General features: G+C 66.7%; 17 protein-coding genes. 8 read left to right on the top strand and 9 right to left on the bottom strand.

What is annotated here, in order from left to right; translation table 11 throughout:
- Positions 1–5: 5 nt before the first annotated feature.
- From ftsH to NS355_RS11700, 3 genes are all read left to right on the top strand, one after another.
- Positions 6–1973: an ATP-dependent zinc metalloprotease FtsH gene (gene ftsH, locus NS355_RS11710; protein ID WP_058745880.1), complete on the top strand. Its 1968-nt coding sequence runs from the start codon at positions 6–8 to the stop codon at positions 1971–1973.
- Between the two features lie 181 nt (positions 1974–2154).
- Entirely contained in the window at positions 2155–3036 is an 882-nt protein-coding gene (locus NS355_RS11705; RefSeq protein WP_058745879.1) for a dienelactone hydrolase family protein, read from the top strand.
- 31 nt (positions 3037–3067) lie between these two features.
- Positions 3068–3688 (top strand): glutathione S-transferase family protein, encoded by a 621-nt coding sequence (locus NS355_RS11700; RefSeq protein WP_058745922.1) that lies wholly within the window; start codon positions 3068–3070, stop codon positions 3686–3688.
- 3 nt (positions 3689–3691) lie between these two features.
- On the opposite strand, the gene NS355_RS19020 is transcribed toward NS355_RS11700, so the two are convergent.
- The 6 genes from NS355_RS19020 to sppA all read right to left on the bottom strand — a co-directional run bounded on the left by NS355_RS19020 (position 3692) and on the right by sppA (position 10621).
- Entirely contained in the window at positions 3692–3856 is a 165-nt protein-coding gene (locus NS355_RS19020) for a hypothetical protein (protein WP_167345445.1), read from the bottom strand.
- 157 nt (positions 3857–4013) lie between these two features.
- Positions 4014–5363 carry a glutathione-disulfide reductase gene (gor, locus tag NS355_RS11695; protein WP_058745878.1) on the bottom strand — a complete coding sequence of 450 codons (1350 nt, stop codon included), beginning with the start codon at positions 5361–5363 and terminating at the stop codon, positions 4014–4016.
- A gap of 139 nt (positions 5364–5502) precedes the next feature.
- Positions 5503–6996 (bottom strand): glucose-6-phosphate isomerase, encoded by a 1494-nt coding sequence (gene pgi, locus NS355_RS11690; protein ID WP_056431875.1) that lies wholly within the window; start codon positions 6994–6996, stop codon positions 5503–5505.
- A 106-nt stretch (positions 6997–7102) separates the two neighbouring features.
- Positions 7103–7816, bottom strand: coding sequence for a GNAT family N-acetyltransferase (locus NS355_RS11685; RefSeq protein WP_153008201.1), 714 nt, complete (start codon positions 7814–7816; stop codon positions 7103–7105).
- Positions 7817–7848: 32 nt separating this feature from the next.
- Complete coding sequence (locus tag NS355_RS11680; protein ID WP_058745876.1) at positions 7849–8439, bottom strand: GNAT family N-acetyltransferase; 591 nt, start codon at positions 8437–8439, stop codon at positions 7849–7851.
- A 220-nt stretch (positions 8440–8659) separates the two neighbouring features.
- The gene (gene sppA / locus NS355_RS11675; protein ID WP_084787877.1) at positions 8660–10621 is read right to left on the bottom strand and encodes a signal peptide peptidase SppA; all 1962 of its coding nucleotides are present in this window, start codon (positions 10619–10621) and stop codon (positions 8660–8662) included.
- Between the two features lie 224 nt (positions 10622–10845).
- Between sppA and groES the strand changes: the two genes are divergently transcribed.
- Both groES and groL read left to right on the top strand, forming a co-directional pair.
- Positions 10846–11133 carry a co-chaperone GroES gene (gene groES, locus NS355_RS11670; RefSeq protein ID WP_007405746.1) on the top strand — a complete coding sequence of 96 codons (288 nt, stop codon included), beginning with the start codon at positions 10846–10848 and terminating at the stop codon, positions 11131–11133.
- Between the two features lie 53 nt (positions 11134–11186).
- Positions 11187–12827: a chaperonin GroEL gene (gene groL / locus NS355_RS11665; protein WP_058717392.1), complete on the top strand. Its 1641-nt coding sequence runs from the start codon at positions 11187–11189 to the stop codon at positions 12825–12827.
- A 473-nt stretch (positions 12828–13300) separates the two neighbouring features.
- On the opposite strand, the gene NS355_RS11660 is transcribed toward groL, so the two are convergent.
- From NS355_RS11660 to NS355_RS11650, 3 genes are read right to left on the bottom strand one after another with little or no spacing between them, the layout of a single operon-like run.
- Positions 13301–14041 carry a DsbA family protein gene (locus NS355_RS11660; RefSeq protein WP_058745920.1) on the bottom strand — a complete coding sequence of 247 codons (741 nt, stop codon included), beginning with the start codon at positions 14039–14041 and terminating at the stop codon, positions 13301–13303.
- A 29-nt stretch (positions 14042–14070) separates the two neighbouring features.
- Positions 14071–14766, bottom strand: a complete 696-nt coding sequence (locus NS355_RS11655) for a thioredoxin domain-containing protein (protein WP_058745875.1) — start codon at positions 14764–14766, stop codon at positions 14071–14073.
- Complete coding sequence (locus NS355_RS11650; RefSeq protein ID WP_084787883.1) at positions 14766–15281, bottom strand: DUF721 domain-containing protein; 516 nt, start codon at positions 15279–15281, stop codon at positions 14766–14768. Before NS355_RS11650 ends, NS355_RS11655 begins: the two co-directional genes overlap by 1 nt.
- Positions 15282–15307: 26 nt before the next feature.
- Here NS355_RS11650 and NS355_RS11645 point away from each other — a divergent pair, with 26 nt between their 5' ends.
- From NS355_RS11645 to nudC, 3 genes are read left to right on the top strand one after another with little or no spacing between them, the layout of a single operon-like run.
- Positions 15308–16357, top strand: coding sequence for an A/G-specific adenine glycosylase (locus NS355_RS11645; RefSeq protein WP_209445074.1), 1050 nt, complete (start codon positions 15308–15310; stop codon positions 16355–16357).
- A gap of 5 nt (positions 16358–16362) precedes the next feature.
- Entirely contained in the window at positions 16363–17679 is a 1317-nt protein-coding gene (locus NS355_RS11640; protein WP_058745873.1) for a serine hydrolase domain-containing protein, read from the top strand.
- Positions 17676–18530: an NAD(+) diphosphatase gene (gene nudC / locus NS355_RS11635; RefSeq protein WP_058745872.1), complete on the top strand. Its 855-nt coding sequence runs from the start codon at positions 17676–17678 to the stop codon at positions 18528–18530. Before NS355_RS11640 ends, nudC begins: the two co-directional genes overlap by 4 nt.
- The last annotated feature ends 97 nt before the right edge of the window (positions 18531–18627 follow it).

The raw sequence follows: 18627 nt of genomic DNA, 5'->3' as shown, positions 1-18627 counted from the left end.
CACCGATGAACGACAACGACAAGCAGCAGAGCCCCGATCCCAATGGGGGCGGCAACCCCTGGATGAAGAGCCTGTTGATCTGGGTGGGCATCCTGATGGCGCTCGCCCTGTTCGTCAGCCTGTCGGGCGCGGGGTCCTCGGCCCAGAGCGGCAACCAGATCGAATATTCGACCTTCCTGGACAAGGTGGACGAAGGCACGGTGAAGACCGCGACGATTTCGCGTGAGTCGATCACCGGTACGCTGTCCTCGGGCGAGAAGTTCCGCACCACCCCGGTTCCCGACTCGCAGCTGATTCCGCGTCTGCGCGAAAAGGGCGTGACCTTCACGGCGAAGACCGAGGAAGGGCCGTCCATCTGGATGCTGATGCTCTATAATTCGCTGCCGTTCCTGCTGTTCATCGGCATCGCCTTCTTCGTGCTGCGCCAGATGCAGAAGGGCGGCGGCGCCAGCGGCGCGATGGGCTTCGGCAAGAGCCGCGCGCGCATGCTGACCCAGAAGGAAGGCAAGGTGACGTTCGACGATGTGGCCGGCATCGACGAAGCGCGCGAAGAGCTGCAGGAAATCGTCGAATTCCTGAAGGACCCGTCGAAGTTCGCCCGGCTGGGCGGCAAGATCCCGAAGGGCGCGCTGCTGGTCGGCTCGCCCGGTACCGGCAAGACGCTGCTCGCCCGCGCGATCGCGGGTGAGGCGGGCGTGCCCTTCTTCACAATTTCGGGTTCGGACTTCGTCGAGATGTTCGTCGGCGTCGGCGCCAGCCGCGTGCGCGACATGTTCGAGCAGGCCAAGAAGTCGGCGCCGTGCATCGTCTTCATCGACGAAATCGACGCTGTCGGCCGTCATCGCGGTGCGGGCCTGGGCAATGGCAATGACGAGCGCGAGCAGACGCTGAACCAGCTTCTGGTCGAGATGGATGGTTTCGAGGCCAATGAAGGCATCATCATCATCGCCGCGACCAACCGTCCCGACGTGCTTGACCCGGCGCTGCTTCGTCCGGGCCGCTTCGACCGCCAGGTCGTGGTGCCGCGTCCCGATATCGACGGCCGCGTGAAGATCCTCGAAGTCCATATGAAGAAAGTACCGCTGGCCCCCGACGTCGACGCCCGTGTCATAGCGCGCGGCACGCCGGGCTTCTCGGGCGCCGATCTGGCCAACCTCGTCAACGAGGCTGCGCTGATGGCGGCGCGCAAGGGCAAGCGCCTGGTCGCCAATGCCGAGTTCGAGGAAGCCAAGGACAAGGTCATGATGGGCGCGGAACGCCGCTCCATGGTCATGACCGAGGACGAAAAGCGGATGACCGCCTATCACGAGGCGGGCCATGCGATCATCGCACTCCACGAACCGGCATCGGACCCGATCCACAAGGCGACGATCATCCCGCGCGGTCGTGCGCTGGGCATGGTGATGCGCCTGCCGGAGCGTGACTCGTATAGCTATCACCGTGACAAGATGTACGCGAACCTGGCGGTGGCCATGGGCGGCCGCGTCGCCGAGGAGATCATCTTCGGCTATGACAAGGTGTCGAGCGGCGCGAGCGGCGACATCCAGTACGCCACGGGTCTGGCCCGCGACATGGTCACCAAATGGGGTATGTCGGACAAGGTCGGCCCGGTCGAATATGCCCAGCCGGAGGGCGAGAGCTTCCTGGGCTATTCGTCCAGCCAGCCGGTGCGCATGTCCAACCAGACCGCGCAGCTGATCGACGACGAGATCAAGTCGATCGTCGAGGGCGGTCTGCACCGCGCCAAGCATGTGCTGACCGAGCATGTCGACCAGCTTCATCTGCTGGCCGGGGCGCTGCTCGAATATGAGACGCTGTCGGGCGACGAGATCAAGAAGCTGATCGCGGGCGACGATATCGGTCGCGACGACCCGAAAGCCAAGGCGACGCCGATCGCCAAGGCGGGGACTTCGATCCCCAAGACGCGGCGCGGCAGCGGGCCGTTCGGCTCGCCGAGCCCGCTGGGGGCGTGATCGCGTCGATAGGCTGATAACAGGGCCGCTCCCGGTGAGGGGGCGGCCCTTTTGTTTGAGTGTCGTCCCGTGGCCCCGAAAGCCTAGCCGCAAGCGCCACGCCCCGTTAATCTCCTCGCCTGGATCGCAAAAAATACCGGCATCCGTGCCGGACCCGCGACCATGAGTGGAGGATGCCTGCATGTCCGATTCGTTGCGCGACCGCGCAGTCCAGATTTACGACGCCTTTACTCATGAGCATCACGACCGCCGCACCCTGTTGCGCCAGATGACCGCACTGGCCGGATCGGTTGCCGCCGCCGAAGCGCTGATTCTGGGTATCGCCGCCAGTCCCGCCGCTGCCGCACGGACAGATCCCCATGACACCCGGCTGCGCATCGACCGTCGCGAGGGGATGGAGGCGGGGGCGCGCTCGGCCGCCTATCTCGCCAGTCCGAAGGGCGTGAAGAAGCGCCTCGGCACGGTGCTGGTCATCCATGAAAATCGTGGGCTGACGCCGCATATCGAGGATGTGGCGCGCCGCGTGGCGCTGGCCGGGTTCCACGCGATCGCGCCCGATCTGCTCGCCCCGCAGGGTGGAACTCCGGCGGACGAGGACCGTGCGCGGACGCTGATCGGGACGCTCGACTATGATCTGGCACTGGCCCAGGCGCGCGCGATGATGGCCCATGCCGCCACCGACAAGTCCGGCACCGGCCGTGTCGGCGCGGTCGGCTTTTGCTGGGGCGGGGCGTTCGTCAACCGGCTGGCGGTGGCGGCAGGCCCGGCGCTGTCGGCGGGCGTGGCCTATTACGGCCCCGCACCCAGCCCCGGCGAAGCGGCGAAGGTCCGGTCGCCGCTGATGCTGCATTATGCGGGCAAGGATGCGCGCGTGAACGCGACCGGCGAGCCCTGGGTCGCGGCGCTGAAGGCGGCGGGGCGGCCGGTCGAGGCCTTTACCTATCCGGGCGTCGACCATGCCTTCAACAATGACAGCTCGGCGGAGCGCTATAATGCAGCGGCAGCGGCCCAGGCCTGGTCGCGGACCATCGCCTTTCTGCACCGCCATCTCGACCACGCCTGATCGCGCCCCTCGCACCGCCATGGAGAGCCTGATGACCGCCGACCTGACGCTGTATACCAACCCCCAGTCGCGCGGCCGCATCGCGCGCTGGATGCTGGAGGAAACGGGGGCGACCTACGACACGGTCGTACTGGATTACGGAACGACGATGATCGCGCCCGACTATCGCGCGATCAATCCGATGATGAAGGTGCCCGCCATCGTCCATCGCGGTCAGGTGGTGACGGAGACGGCGGCGATCTGCGCCTATCTCGCCGAGGCCTTTCCCGATGCCGAATTGTCGCCCTTGCCGCAGGAGCAGGCGCGCTATTATCGCTGGCTGTTCTTTGCGGCGGGACCGCTAGAGGCCGCGATCACCAATCGTGCGATGGGCGTGGAGCCGACCGCCGAGCAGCAGCGTATGGCGGGCTATGGCGATTTCGATCGGGCCGTGGGCGTCATCGGCGCGGCGGTGGCCGAGCATTCCTATATCGCCGGCGAGCGCTTTACGGCGGCGGATGTCTATCTGGGATCGCAGTTGATGTGGTCCACCCAGTTCGGGCTGATCGCGAAAACCGATGCGATCATGGCCTATATCGGCCGTTTGCAGGATCGTCCCGCCCATCGGCGTGCCACCGCACTGGATGACGGCAAGAGCGCGGACGACGCCTGACGATCAGGCCGAGGCGGTGCCCCCGGCCTGCTGATGGGCGTTGCGGAGCATTTCAAGCCCGGCGGCAATGTGGTTGCCCGCCAGCGGCTGGTTCAGCGCATCCGCGCCGTCCATCGCGGCCTTTGCGAAGGCGATGACCTGCTCGAACGTAACGCTATGTTCACTCATCTTCGGTTCCATTTTCACCGCAACGCCTCTGTTCCCACGCCCTAGCGACTCGACGTGAACACAATCCTAAGCCGCAATAACGTTTAGCGCGATATGCAATAAGCCCTGTTATCTCTCCGGATGCCCCCCGGTGGGACACCGGGGGGCATTCTAGCCTTCAGCGCATCAGAACCAGTTCCTCCGACATGGTCGGATGCAGAGCGACGGTGGCGTCGAACTGCGCCTTGGTCAGCCCGGCCTTTACCGCGATCGCGGCGGCCTGAAGGATTTCGGGCACGTCAGGACCGATCATGTGCAGGCCGACCACGCGGCCTGTGTCCCCGTCGCACACCATCTTGTAGAGCGCGCGCTCCTCGCGGCCGGCCAGCACGTTCTTCATCGGGCGGAAATCGGAGGTATAGACCTGCACCGAACCCAGGGTCTGCCGCGCCTGCGCCTCGGTCATGCCGACGCCCGCCATCGGCGGATGGCTGAAAACGGCGGCGGGTATGCAGTCGTAATCGACGCGGGTCGGCTTGCCGCCGAACACGGTGTCGGCAAAGGCCTGTCCCTCGCGGATCGCGACGGGGGTCAATTGGACCCGGTTGGTGACGTCGCCGACCGCATAGATGCTGGGGCAGGTCGAGCGGTTGTCCTCATCCACCTTGATCGCACCATGATCGTCCAGCTCGACGCCCGCCGTTTCCAGCCCCAGGCCATGGGTATTGGGCAGGCGGCCGGTCGCGAACATCACCAGGTCGACGATCATCGGCTCGTGGTTGGACATGGATACCTTCAGGCAGCCATCGTCCATCTTCTCGATCCCTTCGAACGTCGCGTCGAAGCGGAACTCGATGCCCTTCATCATCGAAATCTGGAGTAGCCGGTCGCGGATCGTCAGGTCATAGCCGCGCAGGATATCCTTGCTGCGGTTGATCAGCGTGACGTGCGCGCCGAACTGGTGGAACACGCCCGCAAATTCATTGGCGATATAGCCCGCACCCGCGATCAGCACGCGTCTGGGGATCGCGTCGAGATGGAACGCCTCGTTGGAGGTGATGCCATGCTCATGGCCGGGGCAGGACGGGACGGCCGGATGCGCGCCGACCGCGATCAGGATACGCTCGGCGGTCTTTTCGGTCCCGTCGGCCAGGCGGACGCTGTTCGGGCCGGTGACGACGGCACGCTGGTCGATGATCTCGACATTGTGGCTTTCCAGCGTCTTCTTGTACGCACCGTTCAGCCGGTCAACCTCCGACAGGACATTGTCGCGCAGCGTCTCCCACGAAAACTCGCAGTCGCTCGGCACCTGCCAGCCGAAGCGGCGGGCGTCCTTCAGATCCTCGGCGAAATGCGCGCCGTAGACGAGCAGCTTCTTCGGGACACAGCCGCGAATGACGCAGGTGCCGCCGACGCGATATTCTTCGGCCACCGCCACGCGCGCACCATGCGCCGCCGCGACCCGCGAGGCGCGCGTACCGCCTGAACCCGCCCCGATGACGAACAGGTCATAGTCATAGTCAGCCATGGGATCGGTTTCTCCGGGAAGTCAGAAAGCGCGGGTGTGCAGCCCGCCTAAAAGCACAACGGGGGACGCCGAGCCAAGTTCAGCGTCCCCCTGACAGTGATCGGAAATTCAAAATTCCTCCCCTTGCAGGGGAGGGTTGTTATTCGCCAAAGGCCCGCTTGATCAGATCCTCGGTCGAGGGATCGAAATCCTGCCCGCCCTGGTCGGCGGCCTTGGCCATTTCCTTGCCCAGCTCGACGCCGAACTGGTCGAAGCTGTTGATGCCCAGCAGCACGCCGTTCACGAACACGCGGTGCTCGTAGAAGGCGATCAGCGCGCCCAGCGTGCGCGGGTCGAGCGTGTCGAGCAGGATGGTCGAGGACGGACGATCGCCCGAATAGCTGCGCGCCGGGTCATCGACCGTCTTGCCCTTCATCAGCGCCGCACCCTGCGCAAAGGCATTGAGCAGCAGCTGGCGGTGATGATCGTCGCTCAGCACATCGCCCGGCTCGATCACCGCGATGAACTCGACCGGGACGAGGTGCGTGCCCTGGTGAAGCAGCTGGAACACGGCATGCTGCGCATCGGTGCCGACGCCGCCCCAGGTGATGGCGGCGGTCGGGCGGCCGACCGGCTGGCCGTCGACGGTCACGCCCTTGCCGTTCGACTCCATCTCCAGCTGCTGGAGATAGGAGGGGAGCAGGCGCAGCCGCTCGTCATAGGCGAAGGGCGCACGCGTCTCGGCATGGCGGACCTGGGTGTAATAGAGGTCGGCAAAGGCGGCGAGCGCGGGGGCGTTCTGCGCCAGATCGGTCAGGCGGAAATGGCGGTCCATCTCGGCCGCACCTTCCAGCAGTTCCTCGAACGCGTCCCAGCCCAGGCCTAGCGCCGCCGGGAAACCGATCGTCGACCAGAGCGAATAACGGCCGCCGACCGACTCGGCGAAGGGCAGGATGCGCGTCTCGTCCACGCCCCACTCGACCGCCTTTTCGGGATTGGCGGTCAGCGCGATGACCTTGCCATAAGGGTCCTCGACACCGCTCTCGGTCATCCACTGGAGCGCCGAGGTGGCGTTCAGCATCGTCTCGGTGGTGGTGAAGGTCTTGGACGCGACGACCAGCAGCGTGGCGGCCGGGTCGAAGCGCTTGAACACCTCCTCCAGCGCGACGCCGTCGACGTTCGACACGATCGCCACGTCATAACGGTCGCTGTCGCGGCCCAGTGCGTCGACCAGCAGATCGGGGCCGAGCGCCGAGCCGCCGATGCCGATGTGCAGGACATGGCGGATCGGCCCCAGCGCTTCCGCCTCGATCGCGTCGATCAGCGCGCGCATCCGGGCGTGCGACTGGCGCGCCACCGCGACGCTCTCGGGATTGCCCTCGCCGCGCTCGGCGGTGTGCTCGACCGCGCGACCCTCGGTGACGTTGACGACCTCACCGCCGAACAGCGCATCGCGCTTGGCGGCCAGCCCGCTCGCCTTGGCGAGGTCGGCAAAGGCGGCGACGGCCTCGCGCGTCAGATGGGTCTTGGACCAGTCGAAATGGATACCCGCCACGTCCAGGCTGAGCGAGGCCAGCCGGTTGGGATCATTCGCGAAAAGATCGAGAAGCGGGGTCTGCGGGAGCGATTCGATCGTCGACCAGTCGGCAGCCATGATGCCTGTTCCTTCCTTGCGCGTGCCCCGGGGGGCTTCCCTTACGGCGTTAGCCAAAGCGGGTACGCAAAGCCAAGCCTTAGATTGGTATTGTATGTTGGGCCGCTCAACTATGGCACGGAGAGGCCGGCTCGGTGGCTACGATCCATTGCCCATAGAGGCGCAGCCCGCACGCGGTCGCCAGCGCGACGGACGCGCTATTGCCGACCTGACAGCGATATTGCGGTTCGAGGCCCTGTCCTCGTATGAAGTCGAGCATCGCCATAACGACCGCGCGGGCAGCGCCTTTGCCCCGCGCGTCGGGCAGGGTCAGAACGCCCAGATCGGCAAACGGGCTGTTCTCCCACAGGATCGCGCTGGCCGCGCTGATCAGCCGATCGCCGTCGAAGCAGCCGAAGACGGCCCAATGATCCCATTCGACGAACGCATCCTCGTGGTCAGCCTCGGGCGCTTCATAATGAAAGATATCGAAGGCGCTGCGGTCGTCCGGCGTCAGCTTGCGTGCCGACCGCGCGGGCGTGGGGATGGGCTCGTCCTCGGGCAGGTAGAACAGATGGTCGGGATCGTGGAAGGCGATGCCGGACCGGATCAGCGCTGCTCTCCGGTCTTCGATCGACGGGGACTTCGGCGTGAGTTGTCCAAGACACGCTGCAAGTTCGGGACGGACCGTCATCTGCGAGGGGGCACCATCCCTTGTCAGGATCATGGCAGGCCGCTTGTGCGACAGGGAAGGATTGACCGTACAGCTTTTCGGACCCAGCGCATCGCCTGCGAACTGGGCCTGCCAATATTCCGGGATACGTGGCGAAAAGTCCGTCATTCTGTCAGCTTCCGCGCAGGCGTAGGTCGGCCCTACCGATGCTTCACCGCCACCGGATCGCGCACGACGCCAACATCGGCGAAGCGCTTCGGTTCGGCGGGGTGGGGGGCGGGTTCGGCGAGTTCGCGCTGCCAGTAACCGACATCGATCCAGCGGCCATGCTTGTGGCCGACCTCGCGGAAGACGCCCGCGCGGCGGAAGCCGACCGCTTCGTGCAGCTTGATCGATCCATCATTGGGCAGGGCGATCACGCCCATCGCCTGGGTGAAGCCTTGCGCGGTCAGCGTGTCGACCAGCGCCTCGTAAAGCAGCCGTCCGATGCCCGAACGCTGCGACACGTCGGCGACATAGATGGTCGTCTCCACCACCCAGCGATAGGCCTCGCGCTCGCGGAAGCGCGCGGCATAGGCATAGCCGATGACGGCGTCTTCGCGGCCTTCTTCATCGGCCAGCGTCGCGACGATCCAGGGATAGAGGCCATCCGCCCCCTCCATTCGCGCGCGCATCGTGTCGGCGTCGGGGGCCTGAGTCTCGAAGGAGACGACGCCCGCCAGGACGTGCGGCGCATAGATGGCGGCGATGGCGGCGGCGTCATCGGGGCGGGCGGCGCGGATGGCGATCATGGGGGCAGCGTCTCCTGAAGCGATAGGCTTGGGTAGCGCGGCGATGCGCGGTTCGGAAGGGGCCAACGTTCCCCCTGTCGGTTTGCACCACCTCCCGCCCTCCGTTCGCACTGAGCGAAGTCGAAGTACACGCCCCACGCTTTGCGGCGAGGGGATTCCCTTGGCCTTCGACTTCGCTCAGGCTGAACGGGCGATGGGGATCAGTTCAATGGAGATCTGATCAGAGCCCCAACCGCGCGATCAGCAGGTCGAGCAGCCGCTCGTCGCTGGCCGTACCGACCGGGCCCAGCGCCCCGCATTCCAGACACCTCGCCTGCACAGACCCGCCCCGCGCCAGTCGCGCGACATCGCCCAGCGCGCGGGCCGCCACCGCGCGGCGTTCGGCCGCCGCGATGGCGAAGACGTCGCCGCCCTGCTGGCTGTCGTCGTCGCTGTCGAACCCTTCGGCCAGCATTGCCGCGAAGCCCGGCTTCTTTTCCAGATATTCCGGATAGACCTTCGCCGGGTCCAGCTTAGCGCGGCGGGCGGCTTCGGCAATGGCGTCGGACAGGGTGCCGAAACGGTCGACCAGCCCGATCTGGCGCGCGGTGCCGCCGTCCCACACACGGCCCTGCGCGATGGTGTCGACCTTTTCCGGGGTCATATGGCGCGCTTCGGCGACGCGGGTCAGGAACTGACGATAACCATTCTCGATCCCCGCCTGAAGGATGGTGTCGAGCATCGGCGTCGTCCCGCCCAGCACGTCGGGCTGGCCGGTCAGCGGCGTGGTCTTCACCCCGTCGGTGGTCACGCCGATCTTGGCCAGCGTGTTCTCGAAGGTCGGGATGATGCCGAAAATGCCGATCGAGCCGGTGATCGTGCCCGGCTCGGCAAAGATCAGGTCGGCCGGGGTCGAGACCCAATAGCCGCCCGACGCCGCCAGACCGCCCATCGAGACGATCACGGGCAGCTTCTGCCGCTTGGCCTCCAGGATCGCCTGGCGGATTTGCTCCGAGGCCAGCACCGAGCCGCCCGGCGAGTCGACGCGTACGACCAGCGCCTTCAGGTTCTTCTTGGCCAGGCCGTCGAGCAGCGCCTTGGACACCGTCTCGCCCGCCGCCGTGCCGGGCCCGGCCTCGCCGTCGACGATATTGCCCGCGATGGTCAGCACGCCGATCGCATCGCCCTTGGTCGGCAGCGGGTTGGCGCGCACCCAGGACGCATAGGAGATGGTACGGAACGAGCCCGCAGGCTTGTTCGCCTCGGCCCCGGCAATCTCGGCCACGCGCTTGCCGAAGGCCAGCTTGTCGCCCAGCTTGTCGACCAGTCCGGCCTTCAGATTGGCGTCGGCGATACTGCCGTTCGCGGCCAGCACGGCGCGGTCGGGCTGGGTCAGGAAGGTATCGATCTGTGCCTTGGGTCGTGCCTTGGCCACGGCCTCGCGCCACTGGGCGAACAGCGTGCCGTAGAGCGCCTGCGACGCGGCGCGGGCATCGGGGCTCTGGTCGCTGCGGATATAGGGCTCGACGAAGGATTTGAACTTGCCGACGCGATAGACATGGGTGGTGACGCCCAGCTTGTCGATCAGGCCCTTGTAATAGAGCTGGTTGCCGCCCGGCCCGGTGAACAGCGTGCCGCCCAGCGGATTGACCCAGATTTCGCTGGCATTGGCGGCCAGGCGATAGGCGCCATCGGTATAGGCGGTGGCATAGGCCAGCACCGGCTTGCCGCCCTTGCGGAAACGCTGGATCGCGTCGCCGACCTCCTGAAGGGTCGCGGGGTAAGCGCCGCCGAACGCGTCCAGGTCGAGGACCAGCAGCTTGACCCGGCCGTCATCCTTGGCGGCATCGATCGCGCGAACGAGATCGCGGAGGCGATATTCGTGCGGCACGCTGCGCCCCGACAGCATGGCGAGCGGGGCGATCGCTTCGGGCTGTTCGACGATCGGGCCGTCCAGCTTCAGCAGCAGCGCCCCGTCGGTGATCGCCTTGGTCCCCGGCCGGGCGTTGAGCGCCGCGAAGATCAGGCCGAAGAACAACAGCATCGCGGCCAGCACCAGGAAATCCTTGATACCGACCAGCAGTCGCCAGGCGCCGCGCACCAGCCGCCAGCCGCTACGCCGTCCGGGCTTGCGCCCCGGTCGGCTGAAATCCTGATCGAGCGGGGAGGCGGGGGGGATTGCGTCGGCGCGGGCGTCGGTCATCCCCTATCGCTAGCCCAGCGACGGATGCTCGGCAATGGTCCGTATTACCGGGCCAATACGCAGCAGGGTTGCCGGGATTTGTTCCCGCCCGCGCCACGGTCCGTCGAAATTTTTTGCGCGCGGGCGTTGACTGCCTGAATGCCGGTTCACATATCCGGGGCGTTGGCACTCGCATGGCTCGAGTGCCAGAAAAGTGTAACACGCCAGATTAAAGGGACATGGCAATGAACTTTCGTCCGTTGCACGACCGCGTTCTCGTCCGTCGCGTCGAGGCCGAGGAAAAGACGGCCGGCGGGATCATCATCCCGGATACCGCCAAGGAAAAGCCCCAGGAGGGCGAGGTCGTCGCTGCCGGCACCGGCGCCAAGGCCGAAGACGGCAAGGTGACGCCGCTCGACGTGAAGGCGGGCGACCGCATTCTGTTCGGCAAGTGGTCGGGCACCGAGGTCAAGGTGAACGGTGAAGACCTGCTCATCATGAAGGAATCGGACATCCTCGGCATCATCGGCTGAGACTGATCCTTCTCCCGTTTTTCTGACAATTCCAGATCGAAAGGGTAGCCACCATGGCAGCCAAGGAAGTCAAGTTTTCGCGCGACGCGCGTGAGCGCATCATGAAGGGCGTCGACATCCTCGCCGATGCCGTCAAGGTCACGCTGGGCCCCAAGGGCCGCAACGTCGTGATCGACAAGTCATTCGGTGCCCCGCGCATCACCAAGGACGGCGTTTCGGTCGCCAAGGAAATCGAACTGAAGGACAAGTTCGAGAACATGGGCGCCCAGATGGTGCGCGAAGTGGCGTCGAAGACCAACGACATCGCCGGTGACGGCACCACCACCGCGACCGTCCTGGCCCAGGCGATCGTCCGCGAGGGCATGAAGTCGGTCGCGGCCGGCATGAACCCGATGGACCTGAAGCGCGGCATCGACATCGCCGTCGCCAAGGTGACCGAGGACATCAAGTCGCGCTCGAAGCCCGTGTCGGGTTCGTCGGAAGTGGCGCAGGTCGGCATCATCTCGGCCAATGGCGACCGTGAAGTCGGCGAGAAGATCGCCGAAGCCATGGAAAAGGTCGGCAAGGAAGGCGTGATCACCGTCGAGGAAGCGAAGGGCCTCGATTTCGAGCTCGACGTCGTCGAAGGCATGCAGTTCGACCGTGGTTACCTGTCGCCCTACTTCATCACCAACCCGGAAAAGATGACGGTCGAACTGAACGACCCGTACATCCTGATCCACGAGAAGAAGCTGTCGAATCTGCAGGCGATGCTCCCGATCCTGGAAGCCGTCGTCCAGTCGGGCCGTCCGCTCCTGATCATCGCCGAGGACATCGAGGGTGAGGCTCTGGCCACGCTCGTCGTCAACAAGCTGCGCGGCGGCCTGAAGGTCGCAGCGGTCAAGGCTCCGGGCTTCGGCGATCGTCGCAAGGCGATGCTGGAAGACATCGCCATCCTGACCGCGGGCGAGCTGATCTCGGAAGACCTGGGCATCAAGCTCGAAACCGTCACCGTCGGCATGCTGGGCACCGCCAAGCGCGTCACGATCGACAAGGACAACACCACCATCGTCGATGGTGCGGGTGAAGCCGACGCGATCAAGGGCCGTACCGAGGCGATCCGTGCGCAGATCGAGAACACCACCAGCGACTACGACCGCGAGAAGCTCCAGGAGCGTCTGGCCAAGCTCGCTGGCGGCGTGGCCGTGATCAAGGTCGGCGGTGCGACCGAGGTCGAGGTCAAGGAGCGCAAGGACCGCGTCGACGACGCGCTGCACGCGACCCGCGCGGCTGTCGAAGAGGGCATCGTCCCCGGCGGTGGTACGGCGCTGCTGTACGCGACCAAGGCGCTGGACGGCGTCAAGGGCGTCAACGACGACCAGACCCGTGGTATCGACATTGTTCGCAAGTCGCTGACCGCGCTGGTTCGCCAGATCGCTCAGAACGCGGGTCATGACGGTGCCGTCGTGTCGGGCAAGCTGCTCGACCAGGACGACACCTCGTTCGGCTTCAACGCGTCGACCGACACCTATGAGAACCTGGTGGCCGCCGGCGTCATCGACCCGACCAAGGTCGTGCGCACCGCGCTCCAGAACGCGGCGTCGGTCGCAGGGCTCCTGATCACCACGGAAGCCACCGTGGCCGAGCTGCCCGAAGACAAGCCCGCCATGCCCGCCGGTGGCGGCATGGGCGGCATGGGCGGCATGGACTTCTAAGTCGGATCGGGGACCGGCGGGGCTTGCCCGCCGGGAACCGGACCGGCCTTGTCCTTGCGGCACAGCCAAAAGAGGCCCGGGGAGCGATCCCCGGGCCTTTTTCGTGTGCGCTTTACCTTCCCCAACCGCCGTTCAGCCTGAGCGAGGTCGAAGGCCATGAACCTCGCTCGGGGTTGCAGGCGGGGCATGCACTTCGACTTCGCTCAGTGCGAACGAATGTGGGGTGGGGAGGCTATGAAAACTCCCGTGCCCCGGCGGAGGCCGGGGCCCAGTTTCGATGTGCTGGAGAGCGAATGGAACATCGCGTGGGAGGCCCGACGGCCCGCTTCGTCATTGCCTCCCCGCATCCGCCCCGCGTGCCATCGGCCACACGGTAACTGGGCCCCGGCCTCCGCCGGGGTACAGAAGGGGCATGAAAAAAGGCGGCCGAGCCTTCGTCCGACCGCCTTTCCCGTAATCCGAAAACGCCCCGCTTACGCGCCGGCGTTCTTCAACGCCGCCTGCACGTCCGGCCAGCTGACCGCGCCCTTCAGCGGCTTGCCGTTCAGGATGAAGGTCGGGGTGCCCGTCACGGTGCCGTCGGCACCGCGATCCTGGGTCTGCTTGGTCAGGCGGTCGATCTGCGTCATGTCGCTCAGGCACTGACGCGCCTTGGCTTCGGGGATGCCGCGCTGCTTGACGAAGTTGACCAGGTCCATCTGGTCGGCCAGCGCCTTGATGACGTCGACCGGCTTGGCGGTCTGCAGCGCCTTTTGCTGCTCGGGGCTCATCGCCTGGAGCTTGTCGTTGAAGCCCTGCTGCGACTGGTACATCTGCTCCAGCACTGGGAAGAAGGTCGCCTCGCCTGCGCAGATGCCGAGCAGCGCCGGGGGAAGATCGGGCGCGCCGTGGATCAGGAATTCGCGGAATTCCCAGCTGACCTTGCCCGACTTGACGTAATTGTTGGTCAGCGGCTCATAGCCCTCCCGCGCGAACGCGCCGCAGGCCGGGCACAGGCGCGAGCCATATTCGACCAGCTTGATGGGCGCATTGGGGTTGCCCATCACATAACCCTCGGCGGTCTTGCTGACGACCTGGGTCCAGTCCTGGCCCGCAGGTGCAGGCACCGCGGCCACCGGCGAGGCGGCGGGGGCGCTGCTGTTGGCGTCGCCGTTGCCGCCGCCGCAGGCGGCCAGCGCGAGCGGAAGGGCGAGGAGGAGGAGACGAGACTTCATCGACATATGCTCCGAGGGAAAAGAAGGATTTAGCGGGCGCCGCCTGCGCGCAACAGCGGCAGCAGCTTGTCCCAGGAAAACACGCCCATGGCCTGTTTGCCGTTGATGAAGAAGCCTGGCGTGCCCTCGATCGAGTCGGGGGCGGCGGTGGTCATCGCGACGATCCGGTCGGTGGCGGCGCGGTCCGACAGGCAGGCGGTGATCTGCGCATCGCTCAAGCCAGCGCTCTTGCCGATCGCAGTCAGCCCCGATCCGTCCGCTTCCGCCCGCATCTGCGCGGCGGCGGGATAGGCGGCGATCCGCTGGCCATTGGCTTGGTCGAACTCCATGCCGCGCTTCAACCAGTCGCGCTGCTGTGCAAAGATCGTGTCGCTCAGCCCGGCGAACTTGGCCGCTCCGCCACACCGCGCGATGAGGGCGGCGGCCAGGTCCAGCCGGTCACGGATGAAATGGCGAATCTCGATGCTGGTCGAACCCGACCGGACCATCTGTCCTTTCAGCACGGGGGCGGATTCGGTGGTGAAGACGGCGCAATGGGGACAGGTATAGCTGACATATTCGACCAGCTTCACCCGTGCCGCCGGATTGCCGATGACATAGGCCCCGGCGGGCGTCTGGGTGACATGGTTGGCCCAGTTCACGCCCTTGCGCTGGGCCTGGGCGGCCTGGACCGAACCGGCAGACACCGCGAGGCCGAGCGCGGCCAGCGACAGGAAAAGACGCATCACGACACCTTGGGAAGGCCGCGCGTCGCAGCGACGCCCGCGGCAAGCGATTCGAGCACGGCGCGAAGCTCCGGATCGGCGATCTGCCGCAAACCGTCGCCCATTTCCGGCGGCACCGGCTGCGGCTTGCGCGGCGCGGCCCGTCGGGGCGCGGCCATGGGCAGTTCACCCTGCCGGATCTGGAGCCGGGCGACCGCCGGATAGCCGAAGAAGCGATTCACCCGTTCGATGATCTCGGGCGCAATATGCTGCATCATCGGCGCGTGGGCGCCGCGCACGACCAGGGTCAGTACGCCGTTCTGCTTCTCGCCCTGGGGAAAGCGAATCGATTCGGGCGCACTGGCGGTCGACAGGCGCGGGCCGACGATATCGGGCCAGCGGCTGACGATTGCGCTCTGCACGAAGCCGAAGCGGCGAAAGGCCGCGCCGCCGATGGCGGGCAGCAGTTCGGATACCGCGCGGGGGCGGTTGGAACGGGGGGGCGGCTCCTGGGGGGCGCGGACGCGCTTGCTCATATCCATCCCCATGCCATAGCGGGCGGGTGGACGCCAAGTATTCATCATCGCCAGATAATCCCGCCGCCCGGCTGCTCGCCTGGTACGACCGGCACGCCCGTGACCTGCCGTGGCGCAGCAAGCCTGGCGAAGTCGCCGATCCGTACCGGGTCTGGCTGTCCGAGGTGATGCTGCAACAGACGACGGTGGCGGCGGTCGCGCCCCGCTTCACCACGTGGGTGGCGCGCTGGCCCGATGTCGCCAGCCTGGCGGCGGCATCGGACGAGGACATCATGGCCGCCTGGGCGGGGCTGGGCTATTATGCCCGCGCCCGCAACCTGGTGAAGGCCGCGCGCGCGGTGGTCGCCGAGCATGGCGGGCGCTTTCCCCGGACCGAGGCGGGTTTGCGCGCGCTGCCGGGGCTGGGCGCCTATACGGCGGCGGCGGTGGCGGCGATCGCGTTCGGCGAGCGGGCGGTGGTGGTCGACGCGAATGTCGAGCGGGTCGTCGCCCGGCTGTTCGCCATCACAACCCCGCTGCCCGCCGCGCGACCCGCGATCCGCGAGGCCACCGACCGGATTACCCCCGACACCCGCGCGGGCGATTTCGCGCAAGGAATGATGGATCTGGGCTCCTCCATCTGCACGGTGAAGAAGCCGCAATGCCTGCTCTGTCCCATCGCGGTGGATTGCCGGGCGCGGGCAGAGGGGATCGCCGAGATGCTACCCGCCAAGGCGCCCAAGAAAGCGCGGCCCTATCGTCACGGCACCGTCTTCTGGATCGAGCAGGAGGGGCGCGTCTGGCTGGTCCGCCGCCCGGACAAGGGAATGCTGGGCGGCATGCGCGCACTGCCGACCGGGCCCTGGGCCGATGAGCGGCCCGGGCTGGCCGGTGCGCCGGGGCAGGGGCCGTGGACGATGCTGAACGAGACGGTCGTGCATGGCTTCACCCATTTCGAGCTCGAACTCGCGCTGGCCCGTACCGATGGTCAGCCAGATGATGGCAGCGCGGGGGAATGGTGGCCGATCGCCGATCTGGGAACCGCAGGGCTGCCCACCTTGTTCGCGCGGGCAGCCGATCTGTTGAAAAGGGTCTGATAGTGATGAAGCGTCGAGTGATGATGACGGGCGGGGCGATGCTGGCCCTGCTAAGTGCCGCCGCCCCCGCGCAGGTGGCGCAGGCCCCGAGGGCGCAAGCCACGCGCGCGCTGCCCGCCACCCAAGCGCTGTTCGATGGCTATGTGAAGTCGGGGAAGATGCCCGGCATCGTCGCCGCCATCGGGCTGCCGGGACGACCGCCCATGTTCGTCGCGGCAGGCCGGACCGCGATCGAGCCCAACGCACCCGCCGTCACCCCCGATACGCTGTGGCGGGTCTATTCGATGACCAAGCCGATCACCGCCATGGCCGCGATGATCCTGGTCGAGGAGGGCAAGCTGACGCTCGACCAGCCGCTGTCCGATATCTATCCGGCCTATAAGACCATGCGGGTGCTGACCAATCCACAGGCTTCGCTCGACAGCCGCCCGGCCACCAACCCGATCACCATCCGCGAGCTGATGACCCACACGGCGGGGCTGGGGTACAGCTTCACCGCCAAGGGGCCGCTGCTTCAGGAATATGAGCGGCTGGGTCTGGTGCCCTTCGCCGCGAATGCGCAGGTCGAGGCCAAGGTCCGCCCGACCCGTCCCGCGACGCTCCAGCAGTTCGCCGAACGCGCTGCGACCGCGCCGCTGATCGCCGAGCCGGGCACGCGGTGGAGCTATTCGATGGGCCTCGACGTGCTGGCGGCGGTGGTCGAGAAAGTGTCGGGCATGCCGTTCGAGCGGTTCGTCCAGACGCGTCTCTTCACGCCGCTGAAGATGAACAGCAGCTATTGGCAGGTGCCCGCTTCGGCCGCGAACCGGCTGGTCACCAACTACACTTTCCTCGGCGACCGGATGGTGCCGGTGGACCCGGCGGCGACCTCGGTCTTTCGCCAGGCCCCCAGCTTTCCCTATGGCGGCGCGGGGCTGGTCATGTCGGCGCGCGATTATGACCGTTTCCTCCAGATGCTCCAGAATGAGGGGCAGGTCGACGGCGTCCGGGTGATGAAGCCCGAGACCGTGCGGCTGGCCATGTCCAACCTGCTGCCCGCCGGTGTCACCTATGGTTCGGTGACGGGCGCGAGCGGCGGCAGCGGGGGCGAAGTGCCGACGGGTTATGGCGCGGGCGGATCGGTGACGCTGGCCGATACGCCGGGCGGGCCGGGCAAGGGCACCTATGGCTGGGGCGGGGCGGCGGGCACCATCGCCTATGTCGATCCGACCCGGCATGTGCGGGGCACGGTGATGGTCAATTACTTCCCCGCCGACCGCTATCCGTTGCGCAGCGATCTGGCGGCGGCGCTTTACAAGGATCTGGGACGGATGACGAAGTGACGACCCTGGGTTTTACCGGCGGGCGGCTGGATCGTGCCGACCCGCTGCGCCACGATCCGGCGGGTTTCGCAGCGGCGCTGGTCGATCCGGCGGCACGGCTGCTGGTGCTGAACGACTATCAGCCGGTAATGGACGGCGGACGGCTGGGCTGGACGGCGATCGATACGGACGCGGCCTCCGAAGACCATGTGCTGCTCGGCATCGAGGACGGCGTGCCGCATTTCGCGCGCTTGACCGGTGAACCGGCAGTCGGCCGGTCGTTCGAGATGATCGCGGCGCTCCATGCGTTGGAGGCGGGCGAGGCGGCGACCTATGCGGCGGCGCGTTCGGTGCTCGACTGGCATGCGCGGCACGGCTTCTGCGCGAAATGCGGGGCGGCGACAGCACCGTTCCGGGCTGGCTGGGGGCGGCATTGCCCCGCATGCGGGACCGAGCATTTCCCGCGCGTCGATCCGGTCGTGATCATGATCGCCGAACATGACGGCCGTGCGCTGCTGGGCCGCCAGCCCGCCTTCCCGCCGGGGCGTTATTCGGCGCTGGCGGGATTTCTGGAGCCGGGCGAATCGATCGAGGAAGCGGTGGCGCGCGAACTGTTCGAGGAAGCGGGCGTGCGGGTGAGGAATGTCCGCTACATCGCCAGCCAGCCCTGGCCGTTCCCCTCGTCGCTGATGATCGCCTGCGTGGCGGAGGCGGTGGACGACCGGCTGACCATCGACACGACCGAGTTGGAGGACGCGATCTGGGTGTCGCGTGATGAGGTTCGCGCGGCGCTGGCCGGGGACGGATCGCGGTTCGGCGTGCCGCCATCTTACGCGATCGCGCATACGCTGCTGGAGGCGTGGGCGAAATAATCCTCCCCGCTCGCGGGGAGGTGGCAGGCCGAAGGCCTGACGGAGGGGGGCTTCGGCGAGGGATGTCCCTCGGGGCAATCCCCCTCCACCACCGCTT

The organism is Sphingomonas yabuuchiae (assembly GCF_001477495.1).
GTDB classification, from domain to species: domain Bacteria; phylum Pseudomonadota; class Alphaproteobacteria; order Sphingomonadales; family Sphingomonadaceae; genus Sphingomonas; species Sphingomonas yabuuchiae_A.
This window is presented reverse-complemented; position numbering and strand designations above follow the sequence as displayed.

What these genes read in the sequence shown, in the direction of transcription:
- NS355_RS11640 (WP_058745873.1), top strand. Translation starts at nt 16,363, where the DNA reads ATGAAGCGTCGAGTGATGATGACGGGCGGGGCGATGCTGGCCCTGCTA.
- NS355_RS11650 (WP_084787883.1), bottom strand. Translation starts at nt 15,281, where the DNA reads ATGAGCAAGCGCGTCCGCGCCCCCCAGGAGCCGCCCCCCCGTTCCAAC.
- pgi (WP_056431875.1), bottom strand. Translation starts at nt 6,996, where the DNA reads ATGGCTGCCGACTGGTCGACGATCGAATCGCTCCCGCAGACCCCGCTT.
- NS355_RS11660 (WP_058745920.1), bottom strand. Translation starts at nt 14,041, where the DNA reads ATGAAGTCTCGTCTCCTCCTCCTCGCCCTTCCGCTCGCGCTGGCCGCC.
- ftsH (WP_058745880.1), top strand. Translation starts at nt 6, where the DNA reads ATGAACGACAACGACAAGCAGCAGAGCCCCGATCCCAATGGGGGCGGC.
- sppA (WP_084787877.1), bottom strand. Translation starts at nt 10,621, where the DNA reads ATGACCGACGCCCGCGCCGACGCAATCCCCCCCGCCTCCCCGCTCGAT.
- NS355_RS11680 (WP_058745876.1), bottom strand. Translation starts at nt 8,439, where the DNA reads ATGATCGCCATCCGCGCCGCCCGCCCCGATGACGCCGCCGCCATCGCC.
- NS355_RS11655 (WP_058745875.1), bottom strand. Translation starts at nt 14,766, where the DNA reads ATGCGTCTTTTCCTGTCGCTGGCCGCGCTCGGCCTCGCGGTGTCTGCC.
- groL (WP_058717392.1), top strand. Translation starts at nt 11,187, where the DNA reads ATGGCAGCCAAGGAAGTCAAGTTTTCGCGCGACGCGCGTGAGCGCATC.
- NS355_RS19020 (WP_167345445.1), bottom strand. Translation starts at nt 3,856, where the DNA reads ATGAGTGAACATAGCGTTACGTTCGAGCAGGTCATCGCCTTCGCAAAG.
- NS355_RS11685 (WP_153008201.1), bottom strand. Translation starts at nt 7,816, where the DNA reads ATGACGGACTTTTCGCCACGTATCCCGGAATATTGGCAGGCCCAGTTC.
- groES (WP_007405746.1), top strand. Translation starts at nt 10,846, where the DNA reads ATGAACTTTCGTCCGTTGCACGACCGCGTTCTCGTCCGTCGCGTCGAG.
- NS355_RS11700 (WP_058745922.1), top strand. Translation starts at nt 3,068, where the DNA reads ATGACCGCCGACCTGACGCTGTATACCAACCCCCAGTCGCGCGGCCGC.
- NS355_RS11705 (WP_058745879.1), top strand. Translation starts at nt 2,155, where the DNA reads ATGTCCGATTCGTTGCGCGACCGCGCAGTCCAGATTTACGACGCCTTT.
- gor (WP_058745878.1), bottom strand. Translation starts at nt 5,363, where the DNA reads ATGGCTGACTATGACTATGACCTGTTCGTCATCGGGGCGGGTTCAGGC.